Raw genomic sequence first — 8,793 nt, 5'->3', positions numbered from 1 at the left:
GCGGTCGGGTGTTCACGAGTGTCGCTGACCAGGCGATACAGGGGCAGTTGAAGATCGCTTCCCAGATCGGCGGAGATCGTTTCCCACCGATCAGCGGTCAGCCGCCGCGGAGACCCCAGTGATCAAGGCCGCGGTAGATGTGCGCCGTTCGGCACTGAGGCGCCGCGAGACAGTCGACTTCGCCTCGGTAGACGGCGATGAGGGAGTCTTCGCCCCGCCACCAGTTGTCCGCGATGCCTTGGATCTCGCGGACCGGTTCGTATTCCTCCAGGCCCAAGTCGTCGATGGCGTCGCCCGTGATCTTCGTGATGCTCTGTGCCCAGAGCGCGGCGTGATGAGCCAGGGCCAATGATTCCACCCACCCGTCGATGCTGGCGTGCAAGGGTGTCCAGCGCTCGGCGTGGATACCGAACTCGCCCCCAGGCCCGATCATGAAGCCGTAGGCCATCGACACCCGCTCGTCCCCGGCTGAGAACCACCAGCCTTCTTCGGCAGAGCCTTCGGGCGTGTCAGCGGCGAGGATCCGCGGACCGCCCTCGTACACGGGTGCCGGAGGCAGTGCGATGCCGCAGCGCGCTTGGAAGGCCGCAACGCGGTCGACCTCGGCAGCGGGTATCCCGTGCATGAGCCACTGGTCCCGGTGAAGCTGGACTTCCAGGCACGGGACGAGCAGCCCATGCGCGTGGACGAACTGTCGGGCTCGGCGGCTCAGGCCTTCCGGAGGGCGAGGGGGCAGCGGTGCATGCGTGGTCACGCAGCGACGTTAAGCGTCAGGGACGCGCCATAGGAAGGGAGAACCTCACCACCCGTGCACTGCAAGGTGGTGGGCGCTCTTCTGGACGAAGGAGCAGTACTGGGCCAGTATCTCCCGGCATTCGGCGGGCTCCAGCTCGTGCTCTGAGGGCCGCTCGCGTGCCCACCGCTGCCAGGGGCCGTCCGGCGTGAGGAAGCGGGCTGCATGGTCGGTGCCTTGGGCGGTGTCGAGGTGGAGCAAGGCGCCAAGGGCGGATGCCTGGTCGTAGCCCAGGTCGGGGCGGGCCAGGTAGCGGTCGAGGTAGGCGGTCAAGAGGTCTGCGTCGGCTGGGGTCCCGAAGGTGGCCAGGGCGATGCAGTACGCGTGTCCTGCGTACGGGCCGGCGCTGGCCAGAAGGAGTTCCCCCAGCCGTGGGCGGAAGGCGGTACGACCGGCGATCGCGATCAGCCAGGCAGCGGTCTTGCGTTCGCGCCATCCACAGTCGAGCAAGAGGCCGAGTGCGCGCGGCGTGATGGCCTCTGCCGCCTGGGCGAGTTCCAGCGCAAGGTTGTCGCGTTCGCGCTCCGCCAGGCGAAAGATCCCGTAGTTCAGGCGCAGGTAGCGCCGATCAACAGTGACGTAGTGGCGTCGCAGTTGGTCCAGCTCCAGATCGTCGGGGTCGGGGCGCATTCCTGCATGGTGCCCTACCACGGGACGGCATGGCGGCACTCCCACCGACTGGCCCGCGGACGCGGCGTGGATGATGGCGCCGTGACGAACACCAGTGACGACCATGTGAAGGTCCATTTCCGGATGGACAGAGACGAGGATGGCTGGCCGCCGGCGAGCGTCGAGAGCCTCTGGGCGGTGGACCTCGGCGACGGAACCGTGCGGCTGGATAACACCCCGTGGTTCGTCCGTGGCGTCGCCAGCGACGACATCATCCGGGTTGAGATCGACGATGAGGGCATCCGCTGGGCTGGAGAGACAGTCCGAGCTTCGGAGAACTGCACGATCCGGCTGATCGTGCTCAAGGACGGCGGATCAGCCGCAGCCCGGCAGAGCGTTCTGGAGATCTTCCACAAGCTCGGCACGACAGGCGAAGGTATCGAGAGATTCCGGATGGTCGCACTGGATGTCCCGCCAGGGGCGGACCTGCCACGGATCCGAAAGCTCCTTGAGCACGGTGCGACGGAGGGCTGGTGGCACTGGGAAGTAGGGTGCGCTACCGCTGCTTGGAGGTCCACGGCCACGGACTGAGCGGCCGCGTGTGCAGCGGGAAGGCCGCCGAGGTCTCTGTCAGCAGCACCGTGGATGATCGGGCACATGACACATGGTTCCCGAGAAGCCCTTCGATCCCTCGCCTTGCAGCACCTGTCGCCCGAGGATGCTGAGAAGTGGCTCGGTCTGCTTCGCCCTGGCGTGCGTCTTGAGGTAGCAACTGGCACTGACGACGCTGTGGGTCGACTCGGTGGCCTTCCCGCGTTGCCAGCCATCGCGGAGTGGCCGGTGTGGGAGGGGCACGGTCCGCTCTCCTTCGTCGCCTCGATCGACTGCGGGCGCCTGCCAGCGGCTGCGCTAGACATCGATCTGCCCTCTGCGGGGACACTGCTGTTCTTCTACTTCGACGGGCAGTTGGACGACGGCGAGGCTCTCGTCCTTGCTGAGGACCGGGAGAGCTGGGCGGGCGCCCGCGTGCTCTATGTGGCGGCTGGCGAGGAGGTGGCGGAGCGTGGGGCGACTGCAGGGCTCAAGCCGTATCCGGTGGTGACGCTTACCGCTCGGGTGGAGATGACGGCGACCGAGCCCTGGCATCCGTCCGTCCGGGCCGCTTTCGCCCCGGGCGCCCCGCTGGGGAACCGGTATGGCCACCCCGTCTGCTCGCAGGAGTTCCTTGACGCGCTGTGGGAGTTCGATGATGAGGTGGGGCATCAGATCGGCGGCCACGCTCACTCCGTGCAGAACCCTGTGGAGATCGAGATCGCGGAGGCGGTCCTGGACGGCGAGGTGTCCTGGGACGACCCTCGGCTGTCCGAGGAGGCGGGCAACTGGGTGCTGCTGGCCCAGTTCGACAGCGAGGACGCCGCGGACATGATGTGGGGCGATGCCGGAGCCCTGTACTGGCTGATCCGTCCGGAAGACCTGGCCGGGCGGCGCTTCGAGCGGGCGATGTTCACCTGGCAGTGCAGCTGATGACCTCCACTCCTCCCGCCTGGGGAGTCCAGTACACGCTGAGCCTGCCGAGTGAGGATGCTGCCCGCGCTGCCGCGGCTGAGCTGTCCGGGATGGGGCACCGTCTGACGGCAGTGCGCGTCCACGATCACTTCCGGTTTGTTCCGTCGAGCTTCTGGTACGGCCAGCCGTCGCTGGACCCAGAGCTGGAGGGGTGGTGGCAGGTCTTCTCGCTGGCCGTCTACAGCGGGTACGAGCGCATGGCTCCCGATCCGTTCCTTCGGAGTGAGCGGATTCGGGTGGCCCATGTAGCCCGTGCCTACGGCGGTTTTCAGCAGGGGTACAGCGAGGGGCATGCTGCGACTCTCGGAGGAGTCTTCCCACGGGACGGCCTGGTCCATGAGCAGGCCGGCGCCGACGTCGCCCTTCCGAGTCCTCTGCCCAGGGATCCCGCGCGGCCTCCGGCCGGTCCGCCATGGAGGTGCAGTGAGGTCGGTGAGCCCGCAGCGGTAGTCCAGGCCGTGGCAGCGGTCGCAGAGCGCATGTACGGCAGCGCGGAGGATGCTCCGGATGCCGTGGGGTGGCTGCTCGATGAGGAGTTCGCGTTCGGCGAGCCCTACGGGTCGACGGGCGAGTTCCTCGGCGATCTCGCGGATGCTGCGGCCCACCAAGGCACCTGCACCGACACGACCATCGAGGCTGTCCCATTCCTCATGGAGCTGGTCTGCGATGACAATGTCGCGCCCGGCAGCCGGCTGGTTCTGCTCGGCGACCTGTTGCGGCTTGCTGCTTCGGGGCCGGCTGCAGAGGTCTCCCTGGCCGATCGCATCACCGCACTCGGGGGTGCCTGGGAGGAGTCTGCAGCTGAGTACCTGACACGGCGGGCCATCGGCAGCGAGCTGCCGAGACTGCTGTCCCGCTGGGAGAACGAGAGCGATGCCGTCCGATTCGCTCTCGCCGCCCTCACGGCGCTCTGTGGCTCTCGTGACCAGCGCGCACTCTCAGGGCTGGCCGTTCTCCCGACTCCAGCAGGCAGCTCCCGCGCCGATGTCGTGTCGCTCGTGGCAGCCCTGCTCAGTGACGACCGAGAAGGCTTGGTACCTGCACTGGACGGGCTGGCCTCCTGGTCGCCCCGCGTTGCAGAGAAGGCAGCCAGCCCGAACGTGGATCTTCAAAGTCTGGGACTGGCCATCCTTCCGGACCTCGTCCTCGAAGACGTGGCGTCAGGAATCGTGGCAGAGCCTGATCTGCCGTAACTGTTGACGATGTTAAGCATTACGACTGGCGTCGCAGACACGCAGGTCAGGGGCGCCAGACATCAGGCTCATACTTCGTCGTGCCTCAACTGCCAGACTTCGTTGGTCATTTGGCTGCCGGGCACGACTGGCATTCCCTACGATGACTGCCGTTGTCCTGTCGTACGGGAGGGCCGAGGAGGGGCGGATGGACTTCACAGGGGTGGGCGAGCCGGATGCGGCTCCCGGGTTGCGGACGGCTGTTGGGATCTACTCCGGCAAGACTGATCGTACGCTGGCGCGGATCTCGGAGCTCGAAGCAGAGCTCGCGGACCTCCGAGTCGAGGCGGCAAAGTACGCGAGCACTCGCGATCAGCTGAGCGAAGCTCTCGCCGAGCTCCTCGCGGGTCGCTCGGCGCCGTCCGAGGACGATCAAAGCTCCCAGCAGGAAGCTGACGCGGAGGATGAGGACGGCGATGCGTCCGCCGGTGACGAGTCGGAACCGAGCAAGCCGCCAGAGGAGACGCGTGCCGGGCAGAGCGGGCCTTCACGGTCGCCGTCCGGGCAGTTGATGCAGGCGGTCGAGCAGATCCTCGTGGGCGCCGGACGACCGATGAAGGTCAAGGACATCACAGAGGCCCTCGGGCGCCCGACCAAGGGCGACGAAGGGCGGGCGCCCATCGAGACGACCCGCCGGACCTGCAAGCGGCTGGTGAAGAACGGCCGTGCCGTGGAGCACCCGATCGGCACCTTCGCCGCCCGCCGGGTCACGGAATCGCAGGGAGGGGACGCCTGACGCCGCCGCCCCGAACATGAGATGTCCCCTCCTCCCATTGCGGGGAGAAGGGGACAGGCTCCGTTGAGCTTGGACCCTCTTCGGAACCTATGACGTGGACCCTCGTAGTGGCTCACGCATCCCCGAGGCTAGAGCAATCCGCCTCGCCTCGGGGGCGCGTGGCCTATTTCGTCGTTCCCTGGGACGGGTTTCCCTGGGGACGGGAAGGCCGATTTTGATGCGTACTGCGCATTCCATCCCGCGGGTACAGCGGGACAGCGAGGAAATCTTCCAGGCGGGCAACAGTGACGACGTCCGGCCAGCACCGGCCGGCGAGCAGGTCGGCAATGGCCTGCCGGTTGACCCCGGATCCGGTAGAGACCTGCCGCAGGCTTCGCTTCTCGCGCTCCAGGGCGAGCGCGAGCGCGCGGGCGATGGCCTGGACGACTCTGGCGGCGACGTCGTCGACGGCGGAATCGGGCCAGGATTCCGGATCGCGGGCAAGGTCTCTCGGCGCGGTCTTGCGGGCCAAACCTCCGACCATGTCGATGCACTCCTTTCCGTGAAGATCGCCTTCGACGTCTTCACTGGCTGCTTGTCCAGCCGCTTCTGTTGGTCTGTGACACTGAGCCCGGAGGTCTCCAACAAGATCCGCGACTACCGGCCCCGGCTGCCGCATCGGCAGTGGGCGCCGGTCGCCGAGCTGGTCAGAGCCACCGTGACGGCGACTGCTCCGGCCACCTGCTACGCGGCGGAGCATCTGCTGCACGTGATCGGCCGGATCGCGGTCTGGGCGGACCAGAGAGGATTCCCGCGCGACCCGGGAACCTGGCTGCGGACCGAGACGATCGACGCCTTCATCCTGTCGGGCTGCGTTGCAGCGAAGGACTCGACGGTGCTGACCTACCGGACCTGGCTGCGGCGGGCACGGGAGGCCCTGGTGTGGGTCCAGCGCGGAGAGGCCCCTCCTGCTCGACTTTCCTCGCCTCGCACGCCTCAGCCGCCCTACGGTGCCGGAGAGTTGGCCCGCCTGCGCGATTGGGCGAATCATCTGCCCGGCCAGGCTCGACTCGACGGCCTCGCCCTCATGGTGCTCGGAGCCGGGTGTGGCCTGATGCCGGGCGAGGTCCCGCCCATGCGAGGCAGCCACGTTCGCGTGACTTCTGGTGGGGTCGCGGTGCTGGAAGAGAAGCTGCTCGGCCGACTCGTGGCGTGCCACTCCAACTGGGAAGGCACGCTGGCCGAGCTGGCAGAGACCTCCGGAACCGGATTCCTCTTCCGGCCGGGACGGAAGGTCGCGGCAGCCAAGAACCTCGTCTCGTCCTGGCCTGCCCGGCATCGGCCCCATGCGGGTCTGCCGCCGCTCTCCGCTCGGCGATTGCGGTCGACGTGGATCGTCGGCCGGCTTTCCGAGGGCATCAGCCCGGAGGCGGTCGCTTCCGCCGCGGGCATGGCCTCCCCTGCCGGTTTGGCGGGCTACCACCACTGGGTGCCCCCACTACCCAGGGCGGAGGTGATCCGCTTGCTGCGTGGCCGCCGCTCGTGAGGGCGCGGCCTGAAGCCGACCAGCTGGCTGCCCGCCATGCGCGGCCACGTCTGCGGCCTGGACGGCTCACCGAGATCCCCGACTCCAAGGTCGGCCAGCTGCTGACCGTTCTCGACCGCTCTGGCCTGCCCCAGCAGCTGGAGGACATGCTGCGAGGCCGTCCCGGGCCACCAGGCGTGCGGCCCAGGACCGTGTTGGCCGGCCTGATGCTCGCCGTGTACTACACGGGCCGAGCCACAGTCTCCGACGCCTGGCGGATCCTGCACTTCCGCCTCCAACCCACAGCTCGTGCCTGGCTCGGCATCCCCGAGATGCCGCCGTCCACGGCACGCGCGTGCATAGCTGCCAGTCGTCGTCTCTACCGAGGGCTGGACCGGATCACCACCATGCTCGACCCGACACGCTGCGACCGGCGCCGGCGCCTCACCCAAGCGGAGGCTGACATCCACTCCGCTGTCTGGGATGAGGCTGCCGGCCGCGCCGCCGCGAACCGGCTCCAACGGATGGCGAACGATCTCGTACTGGCCCCGGTCCGGCTGGCACAGCAACGCGGATACCTGCGGCACTGGGCCGGTGATGTGGGAGTGGACGCCACCTCGGTCCCAGTTCTGGCCGATCCGGACAGCGACCGCTCGGGCACGGCCTCCGTCGAGATCACCGCCGGCTGGCACTTCAGCGGCGGCTCCGACAAAGGCGTCTTCGGCTACAGCGCGACTCTGCTCGTCGCCGCCCACTCCCGCACAGGCGAAGGGGCCGCGAAGGGCCGCCGCGCGCCCTTCTACCCGCAGCTCTGCCTCGGCCTCACCCTGGACACTCCGACCGTCCGCACGGGCGAGAACGCGGTCACTGTGCTGAAGCACCTTGCCGAGCTTCGATTGCCGACAGGTACCTGTGCCGCAGATCGCGCCTACACCGGCTGCTCGCCGGGGAACTTCCAGATCCCCGTACGCCGACTCGGCTACCGCCTCGCTCTGGACTACAAGGCGGCCGACCGTGGCATCCAGGGCAGCTGGCAGGGAGCCGTGCTGATCGACGGCTCCCTCGCTTGCCCGCACGTCCCCAACGCCCTGGCTCAGGCCACTCACGGCATGGACGACAAGGCCTTCCGCCGACGGCTCGATGAACTGAAGCCGGTGGTCGCCGAGCGGCTGCCCTACTTCCTCAAGCTCAAGCAGAACGCCGACGCCCGAGGAACCGTGCGCCTGCAGTGCCCGGCGGCCGGCCCGTCGCCTTCGGTGAACTGTCCACGCCGAGAACGCCTCCGTCCTGCACGACCGACCGCCTCTGGCCCGCCTCAGACCGTGATCAAGCTGGCGGATCGCCGCTCCCGCGCCAGCCATGCCTCGGCTCGCCCCACCATCCAGCTTCCTGACAGGGAGTGGCCGGACCCTCCCGGCAAGGACGCGCTGCCAGCCGTCTGCGGGGCATCCGCAATCAGCATTCCCACCGACGCGGCCGGAGACCTGAAGATCGCCAAGTTCCGGCAGGACAGCCACTACCTCAGCCCCACCTGGGAACGGATCTACAAGCCGATCCGCTCCCACAACGAAGGCCTCAACGGTCGCCTCAAGAGCGCCGACATGGACATCGGCAACCCCATGCACCGCCGAGCACCCGGCCAGGTTGCCCAGACGATCCTGATCGCGATCATGGTGGCCGTCGGGAACCTGGACATCCTGGAAACCTGGCTCTACGAGCGCACCGGCAGCCGACTCTCCGACGCCGACTTCGACTCCATTCCGGCTCCGCCAGATCGCGACCGGCCGTACGTCCCCACACCACTCGACAAAGGGCGACATCCGCCGGCCAATCTCTGATCGAGCTGCGACACAGCCACACATCACGACCACCAGCCCCGGGCGACCGGGGTCGGTTCGCATGCCCTGGCAACGGCCAGGCGTCTGCCCAGTAACCCGCCAGTCCCGATACGCCGCCATCCACCACCCCGAACAGGCATCGAACGACCCCCGAAACGACGAAGATCCCGCCCGATCTTTCGATCGGACGGGATCTCGTCAACGCTCCTGAGCTAACTCAAGAACAGTCGTGCGGTGGACCTGTGGGGATTTGAACCCCAGACCCCCTCGATGCGAACGAGGTGCGCTACCAGACTGCGCCACAGGCCCTTGCAACGAGGGAAACTCTAGCATCCCGGTCGGGGTGCTTGGAAATCCGTTCCTTCGCTGGTCACGAGGGGGCTTGGCGCTCGATCGGCGGCTGTTGTGCCGGTCACTCGTTGGCCGCGCGCGGGCGGTCGTCGTCCGCGTACTGGTCGAAGAGGGGGGTGCGACCGCGGTCGCGGGTGGTGCGGCGGGGCTGGGGGGTGCGGCGG

General features: G+C 68.1%; 8 protein-coding genes and 1 tRNA gene. 6 read left to right on the top strand and 3 right to left on the bottom strand.

The features are described 5' to 3' along the window. Window positions 1-97 precede the first annotated feature (97 nt). A complete protein-coding gene (locus ACWF94_RS24980; RefSeq protein WP_453492586.1) occupies window positions 98-754 on the bottom strand; it encodes a hypothetical protein in 657 nt (218 codons plus the stop codon). A 45-nt stretch (window positions 755-799) separates the two neighbouring features. Then, window positions 800-1,423 (bottom strand): DUF6000 family protein, encoded by a 624-nt coding sequence (locus tag ACWF94_RS24975; protein ID WP_453492583.1) that lies wholly within the window; start codon window positions 1,421-1,423, stop codon window positions 800-802. Between the two features lie 81 nt (window positions 1,424-1,504). On the opposite strand from ACWF94_RS24975, the gene ACWF94_RS24970 reads away from it, so the two are divergent. From ACWF94_RS24970 to ACWF94_RS24945, 6 genes are all read left to right on the top strand, one after another. Beyond that, window positions 1,505-1,993, top strand: a complete 489-nt coding sequence (locus ACWF94_RS24970; protein WP_453492580.1) for a DUF4265 domain-containing protein — start codon at window positions 1,505-1,507, stop codon at window positions 1,991-1,993. 225 nt (window positions 1,994-2,218) lie between these two features. Beyond that, window positions 2,219-2,926, top strand: a complete 708-nt coding sequence (locus ACWF94_RS24965) for a YwqG family protein (RefSeq protein ID WP_453492577.1) — start codon at window positions 2,219-2,221, stop codon at window positions 2,924-2,926. Then, complete coding sequence (locus ACWF94_RS24960; RefSeq protein ID WP_453492575.1) at window positions 2,926-4,161, top strand: hypothetical protein; 1,236 nt, start codon at window positions 2,926-2,928, stop codon at window positions 4,159-4,161. The genes ACWF94_RS24965 and ACWF94_RS24960 overlap by 1 nt, the downstream gene beginning before the upstream one ends. Window positions 4,162-4,348: 187 nt before the next feature. After that, on the top strand, window positions 4,349-4,936 hold the full coding sequence (locus ACWF94_RS24955) for a hypothetical protein (RefSeq protein ID WP_453492572.1): 588 nt from the start codon (window positions 4,349-4,351) through the stop codon (window positions 4,934-4,936). Window positions 4,937-5,153: 217 nt separating this feature from the next. Then, window positions 5,154-6,461: a hypothetical protein gene (locus tag ACWF94_RS24950; RefSeq protein WP_453492569.1), complete on the top strand. Its 1,308-nt coding sequence runs from the start codon at window positions 5,154-5,156 to the stop codon at window positions 6,459-6,461. 191 nt (window positions 6,462-6,652) lie between these two features. Then, on the top strand, window positions 6,653-8,278 hold the full coding sequence (locus ACWF94_RS24945; protein ID WP_453492589.1) for a hypothetical protein: 1,626 nt from the start codon (window positions 6,653-6,655) through the stop codon (window positions 8,276-8,278). A gap of 235 nt (window positions 8,279-8,513) precedes the next feature. On the opposite strand, the gene ACWF94_RS24940 is transcribed toward ACWF94_RS24945, so the two are convergent. Beyond that, window positions 8,514-8,587: transfer RNA gene (locus ACWF94_RS24940), tRNA-Ala, on the bottom strand. Window positions 8,588-8,793 lie beyond the last annotated feature (206 nt).

The organism is Streptomyces sp. NPDC055078 (assembly GCF_053607985.1).
Note: the sequence above shows the minus strand (reverse complement) of the source record. Positions and strands in the feature narration are given on the sequence as shown.